We start from the raw sequence: 24,593 nt of genomic DNA on the forward strand, positions 1-24,593 counted from the left end.
AGCGACGAGCCGGCCTGTAAGCCGGATTCTGTGCGCCGGGGTTGCCCCCGGCCGGCGGCCATCCATCTGGGACCGGCGTTGCCGTCGGCCTCGGTGCGGCCTACCCGCAGGCTCGGGCGGGCAGCCCTCGAACGCCTGCGCACGACGGGCCGAGGCCCGTCGATCTTGACCTTGCTCCGGGTGGGGTTTGCCGAGCCGCCCGGGTCGCCCCGGGCGCTGGTGGTCTCTTACACCGCCGTTTCACCCTTACCCGCGCGCCGAGGCGCTCGGGCGGTCTTTTCTCTGTGGCACTTTCCCGCGGGTCGCCCCGGGTGGGTGTTACCCACCACCTTGCCCTGTGGAGTCCGGACTTTCCTCGGCGTGGCCCCCGAAGGAATCACCACCGCGGCCGCCCGGCCGGCTCGTCGCCGCCTGGATCCTATGCCCGGGGGTCGGGCCCCGGGGGGCGCCACCGGGCTGCGCGGTGCGGGACCGCCCGGGGGGTGGTCCGGCATGACAGGCTTTCCGCCGTGCCGCAGTCCACCCCGAGGTCGCCAACCGGCGCGCCGGGGATGATCCATGCCTACGCGGCCCGGCGGACCTCTGGGCGCCTCGAGCGCCGGCAGTGGGACGAGATGGTCGGCTTCCACGGCCGCGTCCGCCGGGGGTGGCGCGACCTGTCGGCGGTCGCGGAGGAGTTGGGCCCACTCGGCCTGGCCGCCGCCTCGGCCGAAGCCGCCCGGCTGCTGGTCGAGGACGGCGTCACCTACCGCCCGCCCAGTGCGGCGGAGGAGCAGACCTGGGCGCTGGACCCGTTGCCGGTCTTCGTCGAGGAAGGCGAGTGGGCCGGCCTCGAACTCGGGTTGGCGCAACGGACGCTGTTGCTCGACCGTCTGCTGGCCGACCTGTACTCCCAGCGGCGCACGATCCGGTCCGGGATGATCCCGGCCGAGCTGATCTACGGCCACCCGGGGTTCCTGCGGGCCTGGGACCGCGTGGTGCCGCCGTCGGGCCGGCAGCTGTTCCTGGCCGCGACCGACCTGGCCCGCGACGGCGAGGGCGCCTGGTGCGTGGTCGCCGACCGGGTGCAGGCGCCCTCCGGCGCCGGGTACGTGATGGCCAACCGGCGGGTGGTGTCCCGCGTACTGCCGACGCTGCACCAGCAGGCCGAGATCCACCGCCTCGGTCCGTTCTTCCACGCGATGCGGCTGGGCCTGGAGCACGTCGCACCGGCCACGGCCGAAGGCCCGCGGATCGTGCTGCTGACCCCGGGCATGTACAGCGAGACGGCCTACGAGCAGGCGTTCCTCTCGGTGCTGCTGGGCCACCCGTTGGTCCGTGGCTCGGACCTGGTGGCCACCGACGGGCGGGTGTGGCAGAAGACCCTGGGCCGGTTGGAGCCGGTCGACGTGATCCTGCGCCGCGTCGACAGCTGGTACTGCGACCCGTTGGACCTGCGGCCGGACTCCGAGCTCGGCGTGGCCGGGCTGATCGAGGCGGCCCGCAACGGGTCGGTCACCGTGGTGAACTCGCTCGGTTCCGGGGTGCTGGAGAACCCGGCGTTGCTGCCGTTCCTGCCGGCGGTGTGCCAGGACCTGCTCGACGAACCGCTGCGGCTGCGCTCGGCTCCGACCTGGTGGTGCGGGCACCGGCAGTCGCGGTCGCTCGTGCTCTCCCGACTGACCGAACTGGTGCTGAAGCCGATCGCCCGCGGCTTCGGGCGCAAGACCGCGTTGGGTTGGGAACTTTCCGCCTCCGCGCTGGCCGAACTGCGTGCCCGCGTCGAGTCCGAGCCGTGGGCCTGGGTGGGGCAGGAACCGATCGCGTGCAGCACCGCGCCGAGCATCCTGGGCGACGGTCTGCATCCGCGCGAAATGGTGCTGCGGACGTTCTCGGTCGCAACCGCGGCCGGCTTCCAGGTGATGGCCGGCGGGTTGGCGCAGGTCGGGGTCCGCCAGAGCCGTCCGGGCGGCGGGCCGGACACCCCGATCACCAAGGACGTCTGGATCCGCAACACCCGCGGCGCCCCGACCGTCCAGCCCTGGGTCCGCGAGGCGACGCCGTCGCAGATGGTGCCGATCACGTTGTCGCCCCGCGTGCTGGAGAACATGTTCTGGCTGGGCCGCTACGCCGAACGCGCAGAGGACACCGCACGCCTGCTGCGGGCCGTGCTCGACCGCTGGGGCGACTTCCACGGTTCCCCGGAACCGGCCGGTGCCCCGGCGCTGACCACCCTGCTGGGCACGCTGACCACGTTGACCGCGACCTGGCCCGGGTTCACCGGCCCGGACGCGGCGAAGCGGGCCCTGGCGCCGTCCGGCGAACTCGGCTCGCTGATCCTGGACGACCGCCGCCCGGGCACGCTGGCGCACGCGGTGCGCCGGCTGACCGAGGTGGCCGGTGAGGTCCGCGAACAGCTGTCGACGGACACCTGGCTGGTGCTCGGCAGCCTGGAGCACGAGTTGGCCGGCCTCGGCGACCCACCGGCGCCGGGTGCGCCACCGCGGGGCCCGGACACGGCCACCCCGACGGCGATCGGCAAGGTCATGGAGGGCCTGCTGGCGCTGTCCGGCCTGATCGCCGAGAGCCTGGTCCGCGACGCGGGTTGGCGGTTCCTGGAGCTCGGTCGCCGGATCGAACGGGCCTGCGGGGTGGCCGCGTTGCTGCGCGGGGCGCTGGGCACGGCCACTGACCCGGCCACCGAGAGCCTGGTTCTGGAGTCGGTGTTGATCGCGACGGAGAGCATCATCACCTACCGGCGCCGCTACGCCGCCCGGGCCGGGGTGGCCACCGCGCTGGACCTGATCGTCGTCGACCGGGAGAACCCCCGGGCGATCGCCTACCAACTCGATCGCATCGGCGAGGCGCTGGGTCGGTTGCCCGCGGAGGACGAGCACTCGGCAGCGCTGCGCGAGCGGGTGGCCGCGCTGCGCGAGCTGCTCCGGGGCCTCGACACCGCCGCAGTGGCCGCCACCGACGAGTCCGGAACCCGCGTGGCGCTGCAGGAACTGGCCGAGGCGATCACCGTCGGCCTCGTCGACCTGTCCGACGCGATAGAGAGCGACTTCTTCGTCCGGGCCGCCCCGCAGCGCAGCCTGTCGGCCCACACCTCCACCAACGGCTGGACGGTCGCATGAGCGAACGCGTCTACGAGGTGACCCACCGGACCGTCTACAACTACGAGGACGAGGTCACGGCGAGCTACGGCCGGGCGCATCTGACGCCCCGTCACGGCGAGGGGCAACGCCGGGTGGCCGCAGAGATCACCGTCGATCCGGCGGCCGCGGAACTGCGCGACCACACCGATTTCTTCGGCAACCGGTCCACGTACTTCGCCGTCACCGCCGTGCACACCCGGCTGGAGATCACCTCGCGGAGCACGGTTGCGGTCAGCCGAGCTCCGGTGGATCCCCATGAGCTGAGTGATCTGACGTGTGATCAGATCCGGGAGTTGCTCGACGGGACCACCGATCCGGACCTGATCGAGGCCGCCACATTCCGGCTGCCCTCACCACGTGTGGTCCCGAACCCGGCGGTGCGGGAGTTCGCCGCTGTCCTGCTCGCCCCGCACCGCCCGGTCGGCGTCGTGCTCCTCGACCTCCTCGAGCGCATCCACGACGACTTCGCCTACGTCAGCGGATCGACCTCGGTGAGCACCACGACCGCGGAGTTCCTCGCGCGCCGCGAGGGCGTCTGTCAGGACTTCGCGCACCTGGCGGTCGCCGTCCTGCGCACCGCCGGGGTGCCCGCCCGCTACGTCAGCGGCTACCTGGAGACCCGCCCGCCGCCCGGGCGCCCACGGCTGCAGGGCGCCGATGCCTCGCACGCCTGGGCCTCGGCCCACGTGCCCGGGCACGGCTGGGTCGACCTGGACCCCACCAACCGCAAGCTGGTCGACGACTCCTACGTGGTCGTCGCCGTCGGTCGCGACTACGGCGACGTCCCGCCACTGCGCGGGGTGATCTTCACCGAGAGCTCCGGCAGCACCTTGGACGTCTCGGTCGACGTCGTCCCGGTCAGCTGACCTTGGCCTCCACTGCGGCCACGTCGATCCGGGTCATGTCCATCATCGCGGTGAACGCCTTCTGCGAGCGCTCCGGATCGGGGTCCTGGAGCAGCTCCAGCAGGCGGACCGGGATGACCTGCCAGGACAGTCCGAAGCGGTCCTTGCACCACCCGCACGGTCCCGCCTCACCACCGTCGGTGAAGGCGTCCCAGAAGTGGTCCAGCTCGGCCTGATCGGCGACGTGGACCTGGAACGAGACCGCCTCGGTGAACTTGAACTGCGGCCCGCCGTTGAGCGCCACGAAGTCGCGCCCGTCCAGGTTGAACTCGACGACCATGACGGAACCCGCCGCGTTGCTGGGTGTCCCGCCCTTCGGGGCGCGCACCACGTTGCTGATCTTCGAGTTCGGGAACACCGAGGTGTAGAACTCGGCGGCCTCCTCGGCCCGGCCGTCGAACCACAGGCACGGGGTGATTCCGGTCATCGGCGCTCCCTCGGGTCGGGTCTCGCCGCGGAACCTTCCCCGAAGTCAGTCGAACAAAGCAGGCAGCGAAGGGTCGGCGTGGTGCGCGAACGCGGCGGACAGCACCCGGTGCGGGGTGCGGCGGTGCGACAGCGGCGGCAACTGGTCGGGGGCGTAGAAGCCGACCCCGTCGGTCTCGTGGTCGCCGCCTGCCGTGCCGCCGGTCAGCACCCCGGCGAACACAACCTTGTAGGCGCTGAACGGGGTCCCGGCGTCGTGCGCGTCGAACACCCCGACCAGATGCGTCAGGCGGGTGAAGTACCCCGACTCCTCGACGACCTCCCGAGCCGCGGAGGCCGCCGGGCTGTCGCCGACATCGGCCCAACCCCCGGGCAGCGACCAGCGGCCGTCGGCCACCTCCCGCACCAGCAGCACCCGCCCGGAGTCGTCGAACACCGCGGCCCGGACATCGACCTTCGGGGTCACGTAGCCCTCGCTGGGCAGGTACAGCTCCGGGAGCTCGACGTCGGGCCGCGCGGCCAGCTCGACCAGCATCGCCTTGGAGATCGCGGCCAGCTCGCCGTAGCGCCGGACCTCGTACGGGTTCTCTGCGAACGTCGAGCCGATCCGGGCCATCGCGTCGAGCTTGCGCGCCCAGTTCAGCCAGACCGACCCGCTCTCCGGCTGCTCCGTCATCTGCCGTCCTCCCCCGGCTCCAGATGTCCGGTGTCGTTGAACGAGTGCAGCGCGCTGTTGCCGTCCGCGTACCAGGCCACCGTCGACAGCGACGCCGGCGCCAGTTGGAGCCGGTGCACCAGGTGCATCGGGGCGTCCAGAGCAGTGCGGATGATCAGTTTTATCGGGGTGACGTGGGCAACCACGAGCACCCCGCGACCGGCGCGGCGGTCCAGCACCCGCCGCAGAGCGGCGTCGACCCGACGGGCGACCTGGGTCAGGCTCTCCCCGCCCGGGGGCGGCAGGGCCGGGTCGGCCAGCCAGGCCGCGAGCTCCTCGGGCCACCCGGACCGGACGGCGGCGAAGGTCAGCCCGTCCCACGCGCCGAAGTCGCACTCGCGCAGGTCTGCCTCGGTCTCGACGGTGAGCCCGAGCTCCTGTGCCACCGCCGCCGCGGTCTGCTGCGCCCGGCGCATCGGGGAGGACACGACCACGTCGATGCCGCCGCGCCGGGCCAGCCGCGCGGCCACCCGCCGGGCCTGCTCCAGGCCGACCTCCGACAGCGCCGGGTCCGACGAGCCGCCGGAGAACCGCCGGGCGGCGGTGTGCTCGGTCTCCCCGTGGCGCAGCAGCAGCATCGTCGTGCTCGAGCCGAGGTCCTGAGCCCAGCCGATGATCTTCGGCCGGGGGCCGACCGCCTCGGCCGCCGTCGGGTCGCTCTCAACCGCCGCCCCGGCCGGCGCCGGACGCGCTGCGACGACCGACGCGGTCGTGCCGTCCAGCGCGGCGTTGGCAAGCCGGTCCGCGTGGCCGTTCTGGGCTCGCGGCACCCACGTCCACCGGACTTGCTCGGACGCCGGGATCAGCGACCAGGCCCGCGAGGCCAGGGGTTTGAGGTTGGGGTGCTTGACGCCCCAGCGGCCGGCCATCTGCTCGATGACCAGCTTCGAGTCCATCCGGACCTCGACGCTGGCGTCCCGGTCGAGCTCGAAGGCCGCCTCGAGCGCGGCGATCAGCCCGGAGTACTCGGCGACGTTGTTCGTGGTCTCCCCGAGCACGTCGGCCCGCTCGGCCAGCACCTCGCCGGTGTCCGCGTCGCGGACCACCGCCCCGTAGGAGGCAGGGCCGGGATTGCCCCGGGCCGCGCCGTCCGCCTCGACCACCAGGCGGCGGCCGGTCGCCCGGGTCACAGCCCCGAGTCGGGAACGCGGACCAGGATCCGCCGACACTCCTCGCAGCGGATCACCAGGTCGTCCGCGGCGGTCCTGATCGTGTTCAGGTCGACGGTCGACAGCTCCACCCGGCAGCCGTCGCAGCGGCCGCGGCGCAGGGCCGCGGCGCCGACGCCGTCGGAGGAGGCGCGGATCTTCTCGTAGAGCGTGACCAGGTCGCCCGGGAGTCCGCCGGCCAGCATGTTGCGCTCGCCGCGCAAGGTGGTGACCTCGTCGTCGATCTGGGCCAGCGCCTTGTCGCGATCGGCGGAGACCCGGATCAGATCGGCGCCGATCGAGTCGCGTTCGCCGGTCAGTTCCCCGGCCCGCGTCGCGGCGCCCTCGCGCCGTTCCATGATCTCCAGGACCGCGTCCTCCAGATCGCCCTGCCGACGGGCCAGGCTGACCAACTCCGACTGCAGACTCTCGAGTTCCTTGGCCGAGGTGACCGACCCGTTGTCCAGCCGCTGCTGGTCGCGCGCCGCCCGGGTCCGGACCGCGTCGACGTCGGCCTCGGCCTTGAGCTGCTCCCGGCCGATGTCCGACTCCTCGGTCCGGGCGGCGATCAGCAGGTCGCCGACCGTGACCTGACGCGACGTCAGCTCGGCGCAGGTGACGGTCTCCGGCAGGGCGGCGCGGCGGTGCGCCAGACGGTCCAACCGCTGGTCCAAGTCGGCCAGATCGAGCAAGCGCCACTGGTCCGCGAGCGCGACGTTCAGCGTTCCTCCTCGACCGGGTACGGCCTGTGCAGGGTCCAGGGATCGGTCACCGTCGTCGATACCCGGGTCTCCACCGTAGTCGCGGCCGGACCAGGGCGATCGCGCAACCCGTCGCGCAACACCGCCGCGGCATCGGCCAGCCACGGCCACTCACTGGCCCAGTGCGCGACGTCGACCAGCGCCGGGCCGCCGCCCTGCGTCGCCTCCGAGGCCGGGTGGTGCCGCAGGTCGGCGGTCAGGAACACATCGGCACCGATCGCCGCGGCCGCACCGAGCAGCGAGTCGCCGGCGCCGCCGCAGACCGCCACCCGACGAATCGGGCGGTCCGGGTCGCCGGCCACGCGGATCCCGGCCGAGGTGGCGGGCAGTCCACGGGCCGCCCGGTCGACGAAGTCCGCGAGGGTCTCCGGGCGGTCCAGGTCGACGACCCGGCCGATGCCGCACCCCGAGGGCAGCGCGGCCAGCTCGAACACATCGAAGGCCGGCTCCTCGTACGGGTGGGCGGCGCGCAGGGCCGCGACCACGGCGGCGCGGGCCGAGCGCGGCAGCACGGTCTCCAACCGGGTCTCGGCCACGGTCTCGATCGCACCCACCGAGCCGATGGCCGGGTTCGCGCCGGGCAACGGCCGGAACGTGCCGATGCCGGGTGCGCCGAACGCGCACCGGTCGTAGTCCCCGATGGCCCCGGCGCCCGCGGTGGCCAGCGCATCCAGGACCGCCTCGGCCGCGGCGTGCGGGACGAACGTGACCAGCTTGTCCAGCTCCGGTCCCGGCAGCGGGTCCAGCGGCCGACCGGCCGGCAGGCCGAGCGCGGCGGCCAGCGCGTCGGAGACGCCGGGGCGGGCGGAATCGGCGTTGGTGTGCGCGACCAGCAACCCGCACCCGGCACCGAGCAGACGGTGCACCACGCGGCCCTTGGGCGTCGTGGCGGCGACCCCGTGGACCGGGCGCAGGAACAGCGGGTGGTGGGTCACCAACAACTCGGCACCCCACTCGAGCGCTTCGTCGACCACTGCCGCCACCGGGTCTACCGCGAACAACACCCGACGCACGAGCGTGTCCGGGTCGCCGCAGACCAGTCCGATCGCGTCCCAGGAGGCGGCCAGCGATGGGTCGTAACGGCCGGCGAGGATGCCGACGATCTCGCCGAGACGAGCCGGCGCGGCGTCGGCGGAGCTGCGGTCGGGCACGCTCGGAGGCTATCGGGGCCGCGCCCGGGATCGATCAGCCGACGGGGGTGACCTTGGAGCAGGTCTTGCCGTGGCAGGTCACGCTGGCGACGCCGGTGACGGTGTCCGAGCCGGCGGTTCCGGTCGAGGTGGGCAGGGTCTTGGCCAGCAGCAGGCCGCACAGGAGCAGCAGCAGGACCATCCAGTTGAGCAGGGCCAGGCCCAACCCGACCGCGTCGTGGCGGGAGACGGTTGCCGGTGCGGACTCGATCGGCTGCCACACACGGCGCAGCAACAAACGCTGGGTGCCGACTGGCCTGTCCAGACCAAGCACGACCATCAGCCCGCTCCCCTCTCGCCCGCCGCCGCTGCAGCGCGCAGTGGGACTGAGACGCGCCGTGGTGGGTGTTCGGTTCCGAGATACGGCAAATCCACCCAGGGCGTGCCGGATTCCCAGTTCGGTTCACCCGGACGCCGGGGGCGGTCGTCCGTTCGGCCGATGTCCACGGCTCTCCCAGTGCGAATCGCTTGTGCCCTCGAATTCCACCGAAGATTCGGAAACCACGGGGTGGGGAATTTACGTCGAAGGTGCAAAACATCGGCAAGGGAAGCGTGGGAATGATCAGGTTGCTCGACCCCTTCGGGCTGGTCGCCGGGACGTGGGACCACATGGGCGCGTACAGCGGCGACGGCTTCGGGGCCCTGGTCGCGACGGAGCTCGTGATCTGCCTGCATTTGTTCGCGATCGCGGCGGTACTGCGTCCGTTCCGCGCCGCCGGCGTGGTCCGCGGCTTCGTCCAGTACGTCCGCGAGCGCGTGCCGCAGGCCCCACGACCGACCTGATCGGCACCGGTCCGCAACCGGGCAATGCTTCTGACTGGCCGTCAGATCCGGTGGGACGCCGACCCGGGCGCTCCGGCCGAGCGCGCGAGGCGCATCCGGAGTCGGGGGTCCGGTTCGCGCAGTTCAGTGCGATTCGTTCTTGAAACGGCGGCTGGACCGTGCCAAGGTGAGCGTACTTACCAACGGTAAGTTACGCGACACCGGCAGGAGTCGACCATGGCAAAGCACTCGTCACGTCGCCCCCGGACGGCAGCCGTGCGCAGGTCGCTGTCCGCGGTCGCGATAGCGGGACTGCTGCTCGGAGTGCCGGTGACCGCCGCCGCGGCCGGCGCCTCCTGCGGCGACTGGGGTTGCCCCGACGACCAGCCGCGCCTGTCGCGGCCCGTCCCGCCCGCCGAACCGGCCGGCGCCTGGGGGGACGAGGACTGGGACCACGACGGGATCCCGAACCGGTTGGACAACTGCCCGCTGGTGCCCAACCCGGATCAGCAGCCAGCCGTGCGCCCGGCCGGCGCGGTGCTCGACCCGCTCGCCGTGCAGTGGAAAGCCGCCCACCCCAACTCCGGGTTCCGGACCGCGGACCAACTCGGCGAAGCCTGCTCGGACTGGAACGGCCACTGGCACCGAACCGAGGAGGCGCAGATCCTGGCGCCGGAGGCAGTCAAGCGCCAGTTGTTCGCTTGGGAGGGCGAGGGCGGCCCGATGTTCGGCCCGGACACGCTGGTCTACGGCGGCCCGGTGTGCACCGACATGAACGTCTGGCCGCGGATGGGCGAGTACTACTTCGGCTCGCCGGAGTACGAGTTCCCCACGCCTGCCGAGTTCGGCTGCCCGGACGGCGGTTTCAGCCGGCCCGGCCAGGATTTCGTCGCCGCCAACATCTGGGGCGGCAAGCGGCTGTTCACCCCGACTCAGGCCGGCGGCCAGATCACCAACCGGTTCTTCCCGTCGGTCTCGGAGAGCCCGGTCGCCGAGCCGATGCTGCCCTATGCGCCCGATCAATGGTTCCCGCACAAGCACCCGCAGACCGTGCTGGGCCACGTGATCCGCGGCCGCAGCTACGTCGACGGCCGACCGGCGATCATCCTGGACTGGCGGGCCAACTCCGGGGAGAACTTCGGCGGCTACCCCATCGCCAACACCGGGATGCCCGGGTTCGGCCAGTTCCTGGTCTACGACGAGTGCCGCGGCCTTCAGGAAGGCGTGTGGACGTGCAACGCCAACGCCGACATCGTGCGCTCGTCGACCGATCGCAAGCTGTTCCAGTTCGCCTGGATGATGTTCCAGAAGCTCGACCCGTCGATCCCGGGCTGGAAGGCCTGGGAGGCCGCCAACCCGCAGTGGAGCAACGCGACCGATTACGGGTTCACCCGCTGAGGATCCCTCAGCCCATCAGCGGGCGCGGGTCGAAGTAGTCGCGCCAGGCGGCGATCTTGCCGTCGCGCACGACCAGCACCCCGGCCAACGGGATCGAGGCGAAGACCTCGCCGGCCGCGTTCAGCAGGTGATCGATCCGCTCGGTCACGACGGTGGTGCCCGTCACGGCGGCCGCGATCATCTCCACGCGCAGGCCGACGAAGCCGGAGGCCTGGTTGAACCCGTCCCAGAAGCCCAGACAGGCCGCCTTGCCCTCACACGTCGGAAATCCGCTGTTCATCCATACGCAGTCCTCGGTGATCGACTCGCCGAAGGCCAGCCGGCTCTTCTCGAAGTCGGCCACGTCCAGGCGCGCGAAGAAATCGGCTACGACCAGCTCAGCATTCACCGCGAAACTCCTTGCTCGTAAGGGAAATCCGCCCACTCAGCCAATTCGGGGTCCGAGTGCCTCTCGGGCCTCCAGCGCGTGGACGGCGACCTGCATGGCAAATCTGGTGGCCGGGTCCGACAGGTCGTGCCCGGTGATGTCGACGATGCGCTGCAGGCGGTACTTCACGGTGCTCTCGTGCAGGTGCAGCACTCCCGCAGTGCCGGTGATCGAGGCTCCGGAGTTGAAGTAACTGCGTAGTGTCCCGACCAGGTCGGCCGCCGCGTGGTTGCGGCTGCCGTACTGGATCAGCGCGCCGAGCCACTCCTCGATGTAGTCGTCCAGGTCGCCGGCGTCGTTGTTCAGCGCCAGCAGCCGATGGATGCCGAGATCGTCGAAGCACACCAGTTCCCGGTCGGTGTGCTCAGTCAGAGCGGCGGCCTGTCGGGCGTGCCGCAGGCTGGTCGGGAACTGCGGGACGCTCCGGCACAAGCTGCCGACGGCCACCCGCCACGGTCCGACACCGGCCTCGGTCCGCAGCTCCTTGAGGCTGTCGGTCCAGGACAGCGCAGCTGGGGCCAGGCAGATCAGCTCACGTCCGCGCACGACGGACAGGACCGATTCGGCGTGCCGGCCGAGCAGCCGTCCGATGGCGCTGCGCAGCGACTCGAGGGACACCGGGTCGGCCTGCGGGCAGGCCGGGCGCAGCAGGACCACCCGACGAGGCGCGTCCAGGTCGACGCTGAGTGCCTCGGCCCGGGCCCGGGCCACCGCCTCCGGCATGCCCAGCAGCAGCTCGTCGACCAGATCCGCACGCAGTTGGCGCTCGGCCGCGGACAACTTCGCCGATCGGGCCAGTTCGACGGCGGCGATCGCGGCGGCGTACTCGAGCACCAGCGCCTCGTAGTCGCCTGCAGTTCGGCCCGGGTCGGCCAGTTGCAGCAGTGCGGCGGCAGGCGTGCGGCGCCCGACCAGGGCGACCAACTGGTCGCCGTCGCGCACCGAACGGGGCTCGCGGCGCAGCCGCTCGACGAGCCGCTCGCGGGCCCGTGGGGAGCGTGCGACTTGGCCGGACCAGTCGCCGGTGGCCGGATCCAGAGTCCCGTCGCCGACGTCCAGGGCCACCGGATGCCCGGTCAGCTCCCCCACCGCCGCGGTGATCGCCGCGACGTCGCCGTCGGCGGCCACCGTGATCAGCCGCTCGTGCATGTGCAGGATCCGGCCGACCCGGTCGACCTTGTCGGCCAGGCTCGAGTTGACCACGGCGAGCTCGTCGGCCAGCGCCAGTTCCCGGGCGTGCCGGCGAGCGTTGTCCAGAGCGACGGCCAACTGCTGGGCCAGGACCTGGACGGCGAACAGTGCATCGTCGTCGGGCTCGGCCGGGCCCACGACCACCAGGTGGCCCAGCGCGAGCCGCAGGCTGCGCACCGGCACCGCCCAGCCGGCCGTCGCGCCGGCCAACCGCACCGGCAGGCCCTCGGCGTCGGCAGCCGGCACGGCGGCCAGCGCCGCGTCGCTCGGCGGGCCCGGGATCCAGCCGCCCTCGGTCAGGTGCAGGTGGACGTCGTCGCAGGCCAGCAGCGTGGGCACGGTGGCCAGGGCGAGTTCGACGATGTCCCGCTCCGGGCGCTCGGTCATCAGCATCGAGAGCAGGGTGAGCTTGTGCAGGTCCGTGCACGCCATCCCGGGTGGCGCCGCGCCGGAACGGGCCAGCTCCACCAGGCGCGGGTCACCGGAGAAACCGGCCGTGCCGGTGTCGAGCATGTGGGGCGCTCCGTGCTCGGCCGAGAGTGGGTACCTGGTCAACCGGTTCCACCGGCGGGGCCGCCGGGGTCCGGCAACGGCAAGGGCCGCAGGTCCTCGTCGTCGTAGAACGGACTGTTCCAGACCTGACCGGAAACCACCAGACGAGGATGGGCCCGCATCACGTTCACGACCTCGGCGGCCGGCAGCCGGGCCAAGTCGTAGAAGCAGGCCAGGCTGTGCCGGGAGGTGGGGGCCAGCAGGTTCAACGTCGACTCGTAGCGGAACAGGTCCTGATACCCGGCCGGGTCGAGGTCGTCCACCCAGTCCAGCACCCCGGCGATGCACCCCCGCGGTTCTGTGCTGCCGATCGGGGACTGGGCGGCCAGCTCGGCCAGCCAGCCGAGCATGAACTCCCCGGAGAACCGTCCGTCGTGCAGGTAGGAGCCGACGGTCGGGACCACGTCGACCCCCGCGGCGGGGTCACCGCCGGTCCGGCGGGCCACCCGCGCGCGCAGCTCCTCGGGCGCCTCGGCGGTCACGCACACCGCGTTCTCACCCCGGCGGACAGCCCCGGCGAGGTAGGTGGCAAGCAGGTTCTGCCGCTCGCCCGGATCGGCGCACAGCACAGCGAAGTGCGCGCCCTCGCCCGGTGAGTCCAGGTCCGAGGGCGGTTGCCCGACGGGAACAGTCATCTTCCGGCGCCTCCCCGCCGAAAACTAGCTGCCGCCGGGGGTTCGCGCCTCGTCCTGCGGGACGAGAGCCGTCGACCCGGTTCCCCTGCCGGGCCGGGATCCGCCGCGCTCAGCCGCCCCGGCGCACCCGGACGACCACGGACGCGCCGGCCGTGGGGACCCTGCCAAGGGAATAGCCGGATGATCTGAGCCGGTTCGAGTACGTCCGGTCATGGGTTGCGCCGCTCGGACCGGCGCCGTTGGGGTCGTTGGACACGCGGCAGTCGTGCTGGTGACGGGGCGGCGGGAGCGGTATGCGGGTGAACGTGGGGGTCACGGTCACCAGCGCAGTGGTTTCCGCCTTGTGCATGTGCTTGGCGTGGGAGCTCGCCAGGACCGTGCCGACGGTCACCGTGCAGACGTTCCCAGTGACGCTGTCGCAGCCGGTCCAAGAGGTGAACACCGATCCGGCGGCCGGCGGCTACTGAGGCGGTCGGAGAACGCGTACGTCGACACCGATCTGGCGAGCTGCGGCCAGCTTGCCGTCGACGGTGATCAGCGGGACCTCCAGCGCTTGCGCAAGCACTACATACGCCGCGTCGTAGACCGTGAAGTTTTCCCTCAGGTCCAGGACATCGCGGATCATGGCTGACAACGGATACCGCTCGATGTGCAGCGCGGTGAAGTCCTCGGTCGCATCCTCGAGTTGTTCCTCGGCAAGTTTCCCACCGAGCAGATGACCCCGCAGCGCGCTCGCCACCTCGTAATCGATCAGCGAGGGCGCGTGCAGATCGCTGCCCGCAATGAGGGCCAGCAACTCCGGGTTGGCCGGATCGTCAACAAGCGCGTCGACCATCGCTGACGACTCGATGACGATCACGAAGCCTCGCGGGTCCGGCGGATCTCCGCCACAGTGTCGGCGACCGTTGGCCCACCGCGCCGGTTACGCCGGGCCAGTCGCTCGACGATCTCTGCGTTGGTCGGTACGGCCGCGATCCTGTCCAGTTCGCCGCGTAGGTAAGCGCTGAGCGTGAGGCCGCGTTCGGCGGCGCGCGCCTTGAGCGCTCGCAGCGTGACCTCGGGGACATCGCGTACCTGGACGAGTGGCATGCACCGAGAGTATGCGTTTCGATGCAGGACATGCAATCTGCATACACTGTCAAGGGTGAGCCGTTCCCGAGTCGGTCCCGGCGGTTCGCCTCGCCCGACGGGGGCGCGGCGGTACTGGGTTCCGAGAAGTACAGCGCCCGAAAGGGAGGACCGCGAGTCGCGCAAGTCTCGGTTGTCGGACGTGCCAAGCCACGCTTGCGTGCCTGCAGCAACCACCGCGGTTTCGGTGTGCCGGTCCTGGAGTTGCAGGGGTGCAGCGGGCGCGCGGGTCAGGCCTCGCCGGCCGGCTCCAACAACTTCTCGGCCGGGTCCTCGGCCGGGGCCGCCGGCGAGGTCTCCGGCGCCGACTCGGCCACCGCCCGGCGTGCGGAGCGCCACTGGCGGGCGTACGACGCGGCGCTGGTGCCGCCGTGCACGCGCTGTGCCAGCCGCGAGGCCCGTACCGGCACCCGGCTGGCCTCCCGCCGGCGCCGGGCCTCCTTCAGGAACGACGTCGCCGCGGTGTAGGCGTCCAGTCGCGCCGGGGCCGGACCCCAGTACGGGGTCAGCCCGAGCGCGCCGAGTCGGCCGTCGCGCTCGGCGACGTCCCGTGGCAGCTTGGCCGACACCGTGGCGGCCTCGAACAACGCGACCCGCTCCACGTTCACTGCACGGAAGTCTCTGCACGCCTCCGCGAGGTGCCGCAGCACGTCGGCGTCGAGCGTGTTCCCCGGTAGCGGTACGTCGGTCGTGGCCATCAAGAACCTCCCCATGAGCTGATTCATCAACCCCCGAGATACCCCGGTCGGTTCAGCCCATTCGCTGCGATACCGGAGCCGGGCCGCGACCGTGCGCGGGTTCGGACCGGCGCCGGCCGGGCAGACTCTCGCGAGGTGCGTGAGCAGGAGAGGTGGCGGGCGGACGATTGGACTGGGCAACCGCGTCCTCGCTGGCCACCGGGGGTGGGACGGTGCTGCTCGCGAGCGCGACGTACGCCTCGGTCCGGTCGGCGAACCGGGCCGCGCGGGCCGCGGAGCGGTCGCTGCTGGCCGGACTGCGGCCGGCGCTGCTGCCCTCCCGGGTCCAGGACCCGGAGGAGAAGGTGGGCTACGCGGACGGGCACTGGGTGGCCGTGCCCGGTGGGTACGCGGTCACCGAGATTGCGTCCGAAACCATCTACCTCGCGGTGGCCCTGCGCAACGTGGGCCAAGGCTTGGCCGTGCTGCACGGGTGGTCGATCGGACCGGCCCGCGACGCCGACTCCAACGCGCCGGAGGAGCGGGAATTCCGCCTGTTGCGGCGCGACATCTACGTGCCGGCAGGTGACACCGGGTTCTGGCAGGGTGCGTTCCGGGACACCGACGACGAGGTCTTCCGGGTGGTCCGGCGGGCGATCGAGCATCAGGAGGTGCTGACCCTGGACCTGCTCTACGGCGACCACGAGGGCGGGCAACGCACGATCAGCCGATTCATCCTGACCTGCGACGATGCGGACGGTCCGCGCCTGGCCTCCGCGGCCCGGCACTGGAACCTGGACCGTCCGGAACCGCGGTGACCCGTCGGCTCCGGGTCGACGTCACGACCCCGGGGGCAGCAGTTCCACGGTGGCCGCCGCGACCAGGCCGCCGATCTCGAGGACGGTCGCGACAGCGGTGTTCGGCGCCGCGATCAGGTGCAGGTGACGGGCATGGTCGTAGAGCAGGGAGAGCCCGGCGCTGTCCAGATACGTCACCTCGCGCAGGTCGATCCGCAGGGCGCCGTCGTGCCCATCCGGGCCGCCGACGAGCGCCGCGCGCAGGGCCGGCGCCGTGGTCATGTCGACCTCGCCGCGCAGCACGATCGTCCCGTCCGGAGCGCGGCTCAATTCCAGCCGTTGCGGTGCGGCGTGCGTCACGAGTCAACTCCTCGGTCGGTCCGTGCGGGCAGAAACAGGCTCGGTGCAGAGTTGCTGATCATCGCCGAAAGGCACTCGTCCGTCGACCGGGTCCGGTCGGTGGCGAGAACCCGGCGAAAGCGAGTCAGCGGGATCCGGGTGGTAGCGCCTTGCGAAGCGTCACCGTCGTGCCCGAACCGCTCGTCGAGATCTCGCACTCGTCCATGAGTCCGGCCATGAGCAGCCTGCCCCGGCCGCGGTTGCGGCGCTCGAAGGCCGCTGGGCTGCGCTCGATCCAGCGCCCGTTGTCCGCGATGACGACGTGCACGAAGCCGTCGTCGAGGCAGGCCTCGATCCAGCCCGCCGGGGCCGCGTCGGTACGTCGGGCACCCGAGTGCTCCAGGACGTTCGCGCACGCCTCGCCGGCGGCGACCAGGATCTCCGCGGCGACGCGGTCGTCGACGTCGGCCTCACGCAGCCATTCCCTCATGGCGTCGCGCACCAGGGCCATCTCGCCGGCTCGCCGCGCCGGGTCGAGCTCGACGCAGAATCGGGGTCCGTTGCCCGAGCACGAGGGCACCGGTCTGGACGACTCCCGTCGCGTCGTGTTCACGGACCCCCTTCCCTGCTGCGCACCGGTTCGGCGCTGTCGCGGACGAAGGTCCTCCTACCCGCACCGACCCACCCGGAAGCTTCGTCCGGTGATCGGAGAGACATGGCTCTCAAACTATTGCCGCGGGTTTGCACCACCGAGGTCCAGCGGCTCTCCGAGCCACGCCGACGATGGGCAGCATCCCCGGGCCCGGGAGAACCGCCGCGCCCTTGGTCAGTCGGCCCCGGGCGCGGACAGCCCGCGGGCGCGCTGCTCGGCCGCGTTGATCACGGTGACCCGGGCCTTGTTGTCCTGCTCGTGCTTGGCGATCGCCGCCACCTTGTCCACCTCGGACAGGGAGCGGATCGCGGTGATGGCGTCGGCTGCGGACAGCGATTCGTAGTCCTTGACGGGTAATCCCTTACGGGCCGGTGCACGGCGCGCGGCCGGGGCCTGCTTCTTGCGGGCGACCGGCGCCGTCGCTGCGGCCTTGCGAGCTACGGGCTGGGCCGCAGCCTTCGGTGCCCGAGGCGAGGCCGTCTCGCGAGTCGGCTCCGCCTTCCGAGCCGCCGGCGGGGCCGCTTCCGTTGCGGGCGTTGCTTTTTTCGGAGCGGGCGCAGCCACAGGCCGGACCGGCGCGGCCGCTTCGCGAACAGGCTCCGGCTTGCGCAGCACCGGCGTCGTCGGCCCGCGGGGCGGTGCCGACTTGCGCGGGTCCGGGGCGGTCGCCCGCGGCGCGGGGGCGCTGTCCCGTCCGGTGAGTCGGTGGATCACGGAGGTGAGTACCCGGGGGACCTGACTGACCAACTGGTCGACCAACCGCGCGGGTCCGCTGATCATGGAGCCGCCGATCCCGGGCGAACTGGGCAACTTCCACCGGCCGTCCGGTTGCGCGGCGGTGGTCACGTCGGAAGAACGGGTACTGCTGGGCAATTCGGCTCCCCCTTGGGCGGTGTGCGTCGATCGAGGCTATCCGCTCCAGGCATCCGCAATCCCGAGGCGCACACCGGCGGGCGGTTCGGCGCGCCGGTGCGGGGTAACCGGGACACATGACTGTTCGTGATCCGAAGGGCAACCCGATCCCCGGGCTGGGGTCGGACCCGGCCGCGCTGGGCCCCGACCAGGTCGACGAGGCCCTCGACGGCCTGCCGGGCTGGCAGCGGCACGGCACTTCGTTGGTGCGCCAGTTCGCAGTCGCGGACGACAGCCGCGGGGCGCTGCGGGACGGCGTTCGCGAGGCCGCCGGTGCCGGCGCCGACCTGACCGTGGATGACTCCGACGGCAGCCTGCGAATGGTGCTCGGACCGGGCGCGGGCGATCTGACGGTGCATCACCTGGAGGCTGCGGCCCGGATAGACCAGGTACTCAGCGGCGCGGCCGTCGATCACGGGTCCACCTGATCCACCAACTGCGATCGGGAGGTCGACGTGTTGCGAAAGCTGGTTTTCCTCGGTGGTGTCGGCATCGGCTACACCCTCGGCGCCCGTGCCGGTCGCGAGCACTACGAGAAGATCAAGTGGGTGGCGCAACGAATCTCGCCCACGGTCGGCGGACCGCAGACGACCGCGTCCGGACTCCCGCCCGACGGGGAACCGGCGAGCATCATCCACCCGCAGTCGGTGTAGCCCTGGCGCTCAGGAGGACTTGAGCAGGCCCCGCACGTACGCCATCTGTCCGGCGTGCTGCAGGCAGTCCTCGACCACGCTGACCAGGCGCACGCCCAACGTGACCGGCGGATCGTAGGAGCGGTCCACGACGCGCTCCAGTTCGGCCGCGTCGACCTTGGCGATGACGGACCGCGCTTGGGCGTGGGTGGCGACCAGGTACTCGACGACGACCGCCGCACCCTCCGGCGCCAGCGCCTCGACCTGCGCCCGGGTGTGACCGTAACCGGTGTCCATCGCACCCGCGGCCAACCCGAACCGCGGCGCCCAGCCGTCGCGCACCCAGACCTGCCGGACGTCGAACGCCTCGGCCACGTGGTCGTCGAGCACCCGAGTCAGGTGCCAACCCAGCCATCCCACCGGATTGCCGTCCCCCGGCGCCCGGCGCAGCCCAGCGGCATCCAGCTCCCCGACCCCGGCACGCACCGCGTCGGGGATCCGGTCGAGGAACTCCAGCAGAACTTGCGCGACATCCATGCCTGCCGACTGCCACCAATCGGCGGGTTCAACCGCGAACCAGGACGGAAACCATCCGGCGGCGGGTCACACAATCGGCGACGCGCTGCCCAGCATCTCGACGGCGCGCGGGGATCAGGACCGGCAGACAGTTGGAGATCTTCGCGGTGGACGAAACTCGTCGCGACGCCTCGTTGACGGCTGCACGCACCGCCCCCGGCAAGGAGGTGGGAAAGCGCAGTTCCAGATCGGTGGTGATCTTGTCGAGCTCCCGGGCCAGCCAGTCGGGATCGACGATTGCATCGCTCACCGCCGTGCCTCCTCGAGCCACGCCGGGGTCTGGGACACCGCTCACCTGGAAGCGTCCTCCGGGCGCCGCCCGTCGCGCAAGACGGCGGCGTCGTGGCCGTTTCTACTTTCGGTCGACGGCCTTGCCCTCGACGAGGGCGGCGACGCTACCCAGGCCAGTCCCCGGCCGCGTACTTCGCGACAGAGGGCGGGACGGCAGAGCGGTCGCCGCCGATCAGCACCGGTATAGCCAAGAACCCGAGGGATCGAGTCAATTTCTGACCCTCGTCGGAGAGCAGGAATTCGATGATGCGCAAGGCCTGCGCGGAGTGTGCGGCACCTTCAACAGGAGCGATGCTGTAGGCGATCATGGCGCCGGTGTAGGTGATACCGGATTTGGTTGTGAACGTCGCGCGGGCGTAGCTCTTGTTCTGGCTGGGATCGCTGAGGTTGATCTGCTTGGGCAGCTCGACGAATGGCAACCCGGCGGCCAGGGCCTGGGTGCGGTACATGAACGAGGCATCGATGGCGCCGCTCTTGGGCTGGCCGGCGGCCCCGGGGCGCACCTGAGCGGGGTTGCGATCGTCCCCCAGGAGGCGGTTCTTCAGACCTGGGTCCTTGGCGTCCAAGCCGGCGAGCTGAGCCACCATGACCGTGAAGTAGCCACCGGGATCGGTATCCGGATCGCTACGAGTGACCCGGACGCCCTTCTCCTCCAGCGGCGCATACCACGTGGTCTTGCCCGCTTCGGCCTTCTCGAAGTCCGCCAGCTTCGGGCTGATCAGGCTGTAGGCGACAACGACGGAGTTGCTCGCGAAGGTCGCGAACCAGCGGACCTTGTCGCCGTTGGCCGCACCCATCAGCACCTTGTTGGTGTTGGCGTCCGCGGTGGCGTACAGCTCGGTAGGCGTGCCGTCCTTGATCTTCTGGGCCGCTGCCAGCGAGGCGCCCGGCTCACTGTGGATCGCGATCCCCGCAGCGGCCATCGCGGCGGTCAGCTTGTCCTGCACCAGCCCGTTCAAACTGCCCGCGTGGCCGATGACGACCGCGTTGGGGTCGACGCTCGGGCCGGCGGTCGGGGCCACGGTCGGACCGGCCGCGTCGTGGTCATCGCCGCAGGCAGCGGGAAGAACCAGCGCGCCGGCAGCGACGCAGGCGGCCAATCGGAATCGGCAGCCGGAGCGATCGCGGCGACGGCGCACGGCAACTCCGGAGGTCGCGGTTACGTAGGCCGAACGCGCTTGACCGTATCTCGGACCGTGTTGCCAGTGGGCGCAGCAGGGGTCGAACCTGCGACAGCCGCCTTGTAAGGGCGGTGCTCTACCGCTGAGCTATGCGCCCCGGGTCGGCCGTCGCACGCTCACGCGCGGCTCAGGCGAACTCGGCAGCGTAGAGATTAGCGAGAGCGGCGTGGTAATCGGCCTGATTACGCGGGCGACCGAGATCGCTCACGATCTTCCAGCGCACGACGCCCCCCGAGTCGATGAGGAATGTCGCCCGGGTCGCCACGCCTGCGTCGGCGTCGAAGACGCCGTAAGAAGTGGCCACGGCGCCGTGCGGCCAGAAGTCCGAAAGCAGCGGGAACCTCAGACCCTGGGTGTCCGAGAACACGCGCAGCGCGTACGGGGAGTCGACCGAGACCGCGAGCACCTGGGTGCGCTCGTTCTGGAACGCGTCGATCTCCGACTGGATCAGGTTGAGCTCACCGGAGCAGATCCCGGTGAAGGCCAACGGGTAGAACACCAGCAGGACCGCTTGCCCACGCAGGTCGGACAGTGCGATCTGGACGTTGTGATGGTCGCGAAGGGTGAAGTCGGGCGCACGGTCGCCGATCTCCACCGGCTTGCCCTCCAGAGCCATGCATTGACGGTACGCCACCGTTCCTCCTTCGCGCCGTGCGGGGCAGCGAAGAGACGACGCCGTCAGCGCTTGGAGCGTGCGGCCTTGGGCGCGACCAGGCGGGTGCCGGACCAGTCCGGCGCGGCACTGACGTGGCTGGTCTGGGCCAGCCCCGCGGTGGGGGCCGCCTCGCCGATGTCGCTGGGCTCGACGTGGCCGTCCCGACCCGCCTTGGGGGTCAGTACCCAGATCACGCCGCCATCGGCCAGCGAGGACAGCGCGTCCACCAGCGCGTCGACCAGATCCCCGTCGCCGACGCGCCACCACAGCAGCACCGCGTCGGCAACGTCGTCGTAGTCCTCCTCGACCAGTTCGCCGCCGATGTGGTCCTCGATCGCGGCGCGCAGATCATGATCGACGTCGTCGTCGTAGCCGAGTTCTTGGATCACCTGGCCAGGAGTGACCCCGAGCCGCCCGGAGACCGTACCGCCGGCGCCGTCGGCGCTCGCGCTCACGGAAGTGCCCTCCCCCTTCGACTCGTGCATGCGCACGTCGCGTAGTGGACCTTCTACTCACGCGTAGTCCACCGCGCCGGAGGCTCGAAGGCAAGTACCCCGGCCGGACGATGCCGGCGTCGGGATGAGCGATCACACAGTCGGCTACCCGAGGGTAGAGATGCGCCGACGGGCGCGACCGACAACGATGGGAGCACACTGCTCGCTCGGAGGCGCTCGATCAGCGCTCCCGCCGGAAGAAGGAAGTAACGCGTGGCAACGGGACGCGAACGTTTCTCAGTCATCAGCGACGGGCTACCCACCCAGATCCCCGACGTGGACGGCGAGGAGACGCAGGAATGGCTCCAGTCGCTGGACTCAGTGGTCGACACAGCAGGCCGTGCGCGGGCTCGATACCTGATGCTGCGTCTGCTCGAGCGGGCGCGGGAGCGTCAGGTCGGCGTCCCCGGCCTGCGCAGCACCGACTTCATCAACACGATCGGGTCGGAGTCCGAGCCGTGGTTCCCCGGTGACGAGTTCATCGAGCGGCGCATTCGCGCGTTCATCCGCTGGAATGCCGCGATCATGGTGTCCCGCGCCAACCGCCCGGGCATCGGCGTCGGCGGCCACATCGCGACCTACGCCTCCTCCGCCAGCCTCTACGAGGTCGGCTTCAACCACTTCTTCCGCGGCAAGACCGGCGGGGAGTCCGGCGACCAGGTCTTCATCCAGGGCCACGCCTCCCCCGGCATCTACGCCCGCGCCTTCCTCGAGGGCCGGCTGAGCGAGAGCCAACTCGACGGCTTCCGGCAGGAGCTGACCAACCCGGGCGGCGGCCTGCCGTCCTACCCGCACCCGCGGCTGATGCCGGACTTCTGGGAGTTCCCGACCGTCTCCATGGGCCTGGGCCCGATCAACGCGATCTACCAGGCCCGGTTCAACCGCTATCTGTTGAACCGTCAGATCAAGGACACCTCGCGCAGCCACGTGTGGGCATTCCTCGGCGACGGAGAGATGGACGAGCCCGAGTCGCTGGGCGCGATCGGCCTGGCCTCCCGCGAGGAGCTCGACAACCTGACCTTCGTCATCAACTGCAACCTGCAGCGCCTGGACGGCCCGGTCCGCGGCAACGGCAAGATCATCCAGGAGCTGGAGAGCTACTTCCGCGGCGCCGGCTGGAACGTCATCAAGGTGATCTGGGGCCGCGACTGGGACCCGCTGCTGCACGCGGATGTCGACGGCGTCCTGGTCAACGCAATGAACACCACCCCGGACGGCCAGTTCCAGACGTTCACCACCGAGGACGGTGCGTACATCCGCGAGACGTTCTTCGGCAAGGACACCCGGCTGCGCAAGATGGTGCAGCACCTGACCGACGACCAGCTGATGAAGCTGTCCCGCGGTGGCCACGACTACCGCAAGGTGTACGCCGCATTCAAGGCCGCCCAGGAACACGTCGGCCAGCCGACGGTGATCCTGGCGCACACCATCAAGGGCTGGACGCTGAAGAGCTTCGAGGCCCGCAACGCCACGCACCAGATGAAGAAGCTGACCAAGGCCGACCTCAAGGAGTTCCGCGACCGGCTGCACCTGCCGATCACGGACGAGGCCCTCGAGGATCCACTGCCGCCGTACTTCCACCCGGGCGCGGACTCCGAGGAGGTCCAGTACCTGCAGGACCGGCGCAGTTCGCTGGGCGGCTACGTGCCGAGCCGGACGGTCAACCCGAAGCCGATCAAGCTGCCCGGCGACGCCGTCTACACCGAGCTGCGCAGCGGTTCGGGCAAGCAGTCGGTGGCCACCACGATGGCATTCGTCCGGCTGTTCAAGGACCTGATCAAGGACCCGGAGATCGGCCACCGCTTCGTGCCGATCATCCCGGACGAGGCCCGCACCTTCGGCCTGGACGCGATCTTCCCGACCGCCAAGATCTACTCGCCGCACGGCCAGACCTACGAGGCGGTCGACCGCAAGCTGCTGCTGTCGTACAAGGAGTCGAAGCAGGGTCAGATCCTGCACGAGGGCATCAGCGAGGCCGGCGCGATGGGTTCGCTGGCCGCCTCGGGCACCGCGTACGCCACGCACGGCGAGCACATGATCCCGGTTTACATCTTCTACTCGATGTTCGGCTTCCAGCGGACCGGCGACGCCGCCTGGGCGTTCGCCGACCAGTTGGGCCGTGGCTTCATGCTCGGCGCGACGGCCGGACGCACGACGCTCAACGGTGAGGGTCTGCAGCACGAGGACGGCCATTCGCAGCTGCTGGCCTCGACCAACCCGGCGTGCGTGGCCTACGACCCGGCGTGGAGCTTCGAGGTCGCGCACATCGTGAAGGACGGCCTGCGTCGGATGTACGGCAGCTCGCCGGAGCACCCGCACGGCGAGGACGTCTTCTACTACCTGACGGTCTACAACGAGCCGTATCTGCAGCCGGCCGAGCCGGCCGACCTCGACGTCGAAGGCGTCCTGCGTGGCCTGTACCGCTACGCCGCCGCACCGGCCCTGCCGGAGACGGCGCCGGCGGCGCAGATCCTGGCCTCCGGCCCGGCGATGATCTGGGCGCTCGACGCGCAGCGCGAGCTGGCCCAGGAGTGGGGCGTGGCGGCCGCGGTCTGGTCGGCCACCTCCTGGACCGAGCTGCGCCGCGAGGCGATGGAGTGCGACGAGCACAACCTGCTCCACCCGGAGGAGCCGGCCCGGATTTCGTTCGTGGTCCAGGCGCTGGAGTCCGCCCCGGGCCCGGTCGTCGCGGTCAGCGACTGGATGAAGGCGGTGCCGGACCAGATCTCCCGCTGGGTGCACACCGACTTCTCGGTGCTCGGCACCGACGGCTTCGGCTGCTCGGACACCCGGGCCGCGCTGCGTCGGCACTTCAAGGTCGACGCCCAGTCGATCGTCGTCCAGACGCTGTCCGACCTGGCCCGCCGCGGCGAGGTCAAGCGCGAGACGGTCCGCGAGGCCCTCGACCGCTACCGCCTGGCCGACGTCACCGCCACCACGGCCACCGAGGCCGGCGGCGACACCTGAATCATCCGACTTCTGCTGCCTGTCCCACGTATCGGCGCGTCCCGA

General features: G+C 71.2%; 29 protein-coding genes, 1 tRNA gene and 1 other RNA gene. 9 read left to right on the plus strand and 22 right to left on the minus strand.

What is annotated here, in order from left to right; all coding sequences use genetic code 11:
* Position 1 precedes the first annotated feature (1 nt).
* Positions 2–404: RNase P RNA component class A (gene rnpB, locus VHU88_14415), an RNA gene on the minus strand.
* Between the two features lie 105 nt (positions 405–509).
* Between rnpB and VHU88_14420 the strand changes: the two genes are divergently transcribed.
* Together VHU88_14420 and VHU88_14425 are read left to right on the plus strand one after the other, a co-directional pair.
* Positions 510–3,116, plus strand: coding sequence for a circularly permuted type 2 ATP-grasp protein (locus VHU88_14420; GenBank protein ID HEX3612877.1), 2,607 nt, complete (start codon positions 510–512; stop codon positions 3,114–3,116).
* Positions 3,113–4,003 carry a transglutaminase family protein gene (locus VHU88_14425; GenBank protein HEX3612878.1) on the plus strand — a complete coding sequence of 297 codons (891 nt, stop codon included), beginning with the start codon at positions 3,113–3,115 and terminating at the stop codon, positions 4,001–4,003. Before VHU88_14420 ends, VHU88_14425 begins: the two co-directional genes overlap by 4 nt.
* On the opposite strand, the gene VHU88_14430 is transcribed toward VHU88_14425, so the two are convergent.
* From VHU88_14430 to VHU88_14455, 6 genes are read right to left on the minus strand one after another with little or no spacing between them, the layout of a single operon-like run.
* Positions 3,996–4,469, minus strand: a complete 474-nt coding sequence (locus tag VHU88_14430; protein ID HEX3612879.1) for a VOC family protein — start codon at positions 4,467–4,469, stop codon at positions 3,996–3,998. The genes VHU88_14425 and VHU88_14430 overlap by 8 nt on opposite strands.
* 45 nt (positions 4,470–4,514) lie before the next feature.
* Positions 4,515–5,144, minus strand: a complete 630-nt coding sequence (locus tag VHU88_14435) for an NUDIX hydrolase N-terminal domain-containing protein (protein ID HEX3612880.1) — start codon at positions 5,142–5,144, stop codon at positions 4,515–4,517.
* Positions 5,141–6,313: a bifunctional RNase H/acid phosphatase gene (locus VHU88_14440; protein HEX3612881.1), complete on the minus strand. Its 1,173-nt coding sequence runs from the start codon at positions 6,311–6,313 to the stop codon at positions 5,141–5,143. Before VHU88_14440 ends, VHU88_14435 begins: the two co-directional genes overlap by 4 nt.
* Positions 6,310–7,023, minus strand: a complete 714-nt coding sequence (locus VHU88_14445) for a C4-type zinc ribbon domain-containing protein (GenBank protein ID HEX3612882.1) — start codon at positions 7,021–7,023, stop codon at positions 6,310–6,312. Before VHU88_14445 ends, VHU88_14440 begins: the two co-directional genes overlap by 4 nt.
* Positions 7,024–7,049: 26 nt before the next feature.
* Positions 7,050–8,243: a Nif3-like dinuclear metal center hexameric protein gene (locus VHU88_14450; GenBank protein ID HEX3612883.1), complete on the minus strand. Its 1,194-nt coding sequence runs from the start codon at positions 8,241–8,243 to the stop codon at positions 7,050–7,052.
* Between the two features lie 34 nt (positions 8,244–8,277).
* Complete coding sequence (locus tag VHU88_14455) at positions 8,278–8,562, minus strand: hypothetical protein (GenBank protein ID HEX3612884.1); 285 nt, start codon at positions 8,560–8,562, stop codon at positions 8,278–8,280.
* A gap of 278 nt (positions 8,563–8,840) precedes the next feature.
* Between VHU88_14455 and VHU88_14460 the strand changes: the two genes are divergently transcribed.
* Together VHU88_14460 and VHU88_14465 are read left to right on the plus strand one after the other, a co-directional pair.
* Entirely contained in the window at positions 8,841–9,065 is a 225-nt protein-coding gene (locus tag VHU88_14460) for a hypothetical protein (protein ID HEX3612885.1), read from the plus strand.
* A gap of 216 nt (positions 9,066–9,281) precedes the next feature.
* Entirely contained in the window at positions 9,282–10,442 is a 1,161-nt protein-coding gene (locus VHU88_14465; protein HEX3612886.1) for a thrombospondin type 3 repeat-containing protein, read from the plus strand.
* A 7-nt stretch (positions 10,443–10,449) separates the two neighbouring features.
* Here the strand turns inward: VHU88_14465 and VHU88_14470 are convergent, their stop codons facing one another.
* From VHU88_14470 to VHU88_14480, 3 genes are read right to left on the minus strand one after another with little or no spacing between them, the layout of a single operon-like run.
* Positions 10,450–10,830 carry a limonene-1,2-epoxide hydrolase family protein gene (locus VHU88_14470; protein ID HEX3612887.1) on the minus strand — a complete coding sequence of 127 codons (381 nt, stop codon included), beginning with the start codon at positions 10,828–10,830 and terminating at the stop codon, positions 10,450–10,452.
* Between the two features lie 36 nt (positions 10,831–10,866).
* Positions 10,867–12,615 (minus strand): helix-turn-helix domain-containing protein, encoded by a 1,749-nt coding sequence (locus VHU88_14475; protein ID HEX3612888.1) that lies wholly within the window; start codon positions 12,613–12,615, stop codon positions 10,867–10,869.
* On the minus strand, positions 12,612–13,247 hold the full coding sequence (locus tag VHU88_14480) for an MEDS domain-containing protein (GenBank protein ID HEX3612889.1): 636 nt from the start codon (positions 13,245–13,247) through the stop codon (positions 12,612–12,614). The genes VHU88_14475 and VHU88_14480 overlap by 4 nt, the downstream gene beginning before the upstream one ends.
* A gap of 293 nt (positions 13,248–13,540) precedes the next feature.
* Between VHU88_14480 and VHU88_14485 the strand changes: the two genes are divergently transcribed.
* Positions 13,541–13,714, plus strand: a complete 174-nt coding sequence (locus VHU88_14485) for a hypothetical protein (protein ID HEX3612890.1) — start codon at positions 13,541–13,543, stop codon at positions 13,712–13,714.
* Here VHU88_14485 and VHU88_14490 read toward each other — a convergent pair.
* From VHU88_14490 to VHU88_14500, 3 genes are all read right to left on the minus strand, one after another.
* Positions 13,708–14,106, minus strand: coding sequence for a type II toxin-antitoxin system VapC family toxin (locus tag VHU88_14490; protein ID HEX3612891.1), 399 nt, complete (start codon positions 14,104–14,106; stop codon positions 13,708–13,710). The two genes, VHU88_14485 and VHU88_14490, sit on opposite strands and share 7 nt — an antisense overlap.
* Positions 14,103–14,336, minus strand: coding sequence for a hypothetical protein (locus tag VHU88_14495; protein HEX3612892.1), 234 nt, complete (start codon positions 14,334–14,336; stop codon positions 14,103–14,105). Before VHU88_14495 ends, VHU88_14490 begins: the two co-directional genes overlap by 4 nt.
* Before the next feature lie 269 nt (positions 14,337–14,605).
* A complete protein-coding gene (locus tag VHU88_14500) occupies positions 14,606–15,073 on the minus strand; it encodes a hypothetical protein (protein HEX3612893.1) in 468 nt (155 codons plus the stop codon).
* 152 nt (positions 15,074–15,225) lie between these two features.
* On the opposite strand from VHU88_14500, the gene VHU88_14505 reads away from it, so the two are divergent.
* On the plus strand, positions 15,226–15,870 hold the full coding sequence (locus VHU88_14505) for a hypothetical protein (protein ID HEX3612894.1): 645 nt from the start codon (positions 15,226–15,228) through the stop codon (positions 15,868–15,870).
* 21 nt (positions 15,871–15,891) lie between these two features.
* On the opposite strand, the gene VHU88_14510 is transcribed toward VHU88_14505, so the two are convergent.
* The 3 genes from VHU88_14510 to VHU88_14520 all read right to left on the minus strand — a co-directional run bounded on the left by VHU88_14510 (position 15,892) and on the right by VHU88_14520 (position 17,713).
* Positions 15,892–16,209 carry an STAS domain-containing protein gene (locus VHU88_14510; protein HEX3612895.1) on the minus strand — a complete coding sequence of 106 codons (318 nt, stop codon included), beginning with the start codon at positions 16,207–16,209 and terminating at the stop codon, positions 15,892–15,894.
* A 124-nt stretch (positions 16,210–16,333) separates the two neighbouring features.
* Positions 16,334–16,801, minus strand: a complete 468-nt coding sequence (locus VHU88_14515) for an ATP-binding protein (GenBank protein HEX3612896.1) — start codon at positions 16,799–16,801, stop codon at positions 16,334–16,336.
* A 213-nt stretch (positions 16,802–17,014) separates the two neighbouring features.
* On the minus strand, positions 17,015–17,713 hold the full coding sequence (locus VHU88_14520; protein HEX3612897.1) for a hypothetical protein: 699 nt from the start codon (positions 17,711–17,713) through the stop codon (positions 17,015–17,017).
* 116 nt (positions 17,714–17,829) lie between these two features.
* Between VHU88_14520 and VHU88_14525 the strand changes: the two genes are divergently transcribed.
* Together VHU88_14525 and VHU88_14530 are read left to right on the plus strand one after the other, a co-directional pair.
* On the plus strand, positions 17,830–18,180 hold the full coding sequence (locus VHU88_14525) for a hypothetical protein (protein ID HEX3612898.1): 351 nt from the start codon (positions 17,830–17,832) through the stop codon (positions 18,178–18,180).
* Between the two features lie 27 nt (positions 18,181–18,207).
* A complete protein-coding gene (locus tag VHU88_14530) occupies positions 18,208–18,405 on the plus strand; it encodes a hypothetical protein (protein HEX3612899.1) in 198 nt (65 codons plus the stop codon).
* Positions 18,406–18,414: 9 nt separating this feature from the next.
* On the opposite strand, the gene VHU88_14535 is transcribed toward VHU88_14530, so the two are convergent.
* The 6 genes from VHU88_14535 to VHU88_14560 form a co-directional block, all read right to left on the minus strand.
* On the minus strand, positions 18,415–18,921 hold the full coding sequence (locus VHU88_14535) for a DUF664 domain-containing protein (GenBank protein ID HEX3612900.1): 507 nt from the start codon (positions 18,919–18,921) through the stop codon (positions 18,415–18,417).
* Positions 18,922–18,949: 28 nt separating this feature from the next.
* Complete coding sequence (locus VHU88_14540; protein HEX3612901.1) at positions 18,950–19,210, minus strand: hypothetical protein; 261 nt, start codon at positions 19,208–19,210, stop codon at positions 18,950–18,952.
* Between the two features lie 145 nt (positions 19,211–19,355).
* Positions 19,356–20,351 (minus strand): substrate-binding domain-containing protein, encoded by a 996-nt coding sequence (locus tag VHU88_14545; protein HEX3612902.1) that lies wholly within the window; start codon positions 20,349–20,351, stop codon positions 19,356–19,358.
* A 106-nt stretch (positions 20,352–20,457) separates the two neighbouring features.
* A tRNA-Val gene (locus VHU88_14550) sits at positions 20,458–20,529 on the minus strand.
* Positions 20,530–20,559: 30 nt separating this feature from the next.
* Entirely contained in the window at positions 20,560–21,066 is a 507-nt protein-coding gene (locus VHU88_14555; GenBank protein HEX3612903.1) for a peroxiredoxin, read from the minus strand.
* 44 nt (positions 21,067–21,110) lie between these two features.
* A complete protein-coding gene (locus tag VHU88_14560; protein ID HEX3612904.1) occupies positions 21,111–21,542 on the minus strand; it encodes a DUF3052 domain-containing protein in 432 nt (143 codons plus the stop codon).
* 306 nt (positions 21,543–21,848) lie between these two features.
* Between VHU88_14560 and aceE the strand changes: the two genes are divergently transcribed.
* A complete protein-coding gene (gene aceE / locus VHU88_14565) occupies positions 21,849–24,548 on the plus strand; it encodes a pyruvate dehydrogenase (acetyl-transferring), homodimeric type (GenBank protein HEX3612905.1) in 2,700 nt (899 codons plus the stop codon).
* The last annotated feature ends 45 nt before the right edge of the window (positions 24,549–24,593 follow it).

Source organism: Sporichthyaceae bacterium, assembly GCA_036269075.1.
Classification (GTDB): Bacteria; Actinomycetota; Actinomycetes; order Sporichthyales; family Sporichthyaceae; genus DASQPJ01.